This is a genomic window from Endozoicomonas sp. SESOKO2, assembly GCF_024606245.1.
Lineage (GTDB): Bacteria > Pseudomonadota > Gammaproteobacteria > Pseudomonadales > Endozoicomonadaceae > Endozoicomonas_A.
On the sequence record NZ_JAHHPQ010000243.1, the window covers coordinates 1 to 1,110 of the forward strand.

The 1,110-nt window shown below is 52.3% G+C and carries 1 protein-coding gene; it reads left to right on the forward strand.

What is annotated here, in order from left to right; genetic code table 11:
* Window positions 1-1,110 (forward strand): ATP-binding protein (locus KDK17_RS05850; protein ID WP_257287576.1); only part of this gene is annotated, 1,110 nt, incomplete at both ends.

Below are 1,110 nucleotides of genomic sequence, written 5' to 3' on the forward strand. Positions count from 1 at the left end.
GAGCACAGCAGGTTGACCAGTCCCCACAACTTTTACCCCGCCACTGGCGCAAGGCTATCGATAGCGTCATCACCCATGGTACCCGGCAGCATCCGGCAGTGCGGGATTTTATGAAAGTGGCTTGCTGGCAGTTACTGCCGGATGCTGGTAAGAAGCCGGATGCCCATAAGAAACCGGATGGTCAGCGTACTGCCTCGGTAGACCCGGATCGGTTAAATGCCATCATCAACAGTGCCCCGGGACTGGATAGAGCTTTTGTGAAGCAAAACCTATGGTCTCTGGCCAGAGCCTTTGACCCGGTAGTATTTGAGGACTGCCAATTAAAACTGTCTTATGTACCATTTTCAGAGTGCGATGAAAAAGAAGTTCTGGACAGCTTCTGTGCCATGATGGTGGCCCATGCGCCTGAACAACATCGCCTGGCAATGGCGCATTCGTTGGAAGTCGATCCGGCAGCAGCAGAAACCTGTCAACGGTTAGTCATCAGACCATCAAAACAGATCAAACGTTTACAAGATGCACTGGCTTCTGGCTGGCAGTTAACCTTGTCGTCAGGGCAGACCCGATCTGAAGCCATTCACACTCTGGCCACTGATTGTTTTCAGATGCCCAGAACAGCGCATTCTGAGGCAGAAGACATTAAACGTATAGAACATCGATTGTCTGAATCACTGGCATGGCAGGGTTCCGCTGATAAGCCCCTGTCACTACTGGCCCGGGATCTTTATCACGGCCAGTTAAGTCAGAAGGATCGTGAAAGCCGTCGATTATCCCGACTCCATGACCGGCTTGCGAACTCTCCCGTTATATTCCTTGAGGGAGAAACCGGCACCGGAAAAAGTTACTTTTCATCCAAAATGGCGAAGGGTTCAGGACAGGCTGAGGTCATTTCTCTTGGACCTTCTGACAGCGAACAAACCCTGATGAAACGCTGGCAGTGGCAACAACACGCCGATGGCGATCGCTCGATGGAACAGCAAAACCGGATGCTGATGGCATGGGCCAATACCCCGTCCGACAAAGACGGAGAATTCGTTACCCTGGTGCTGGATGAGGCCAACCTGGCCAAAACGGGATTGCTGGCGTCATTAAACGGCTTATGGGAACCGG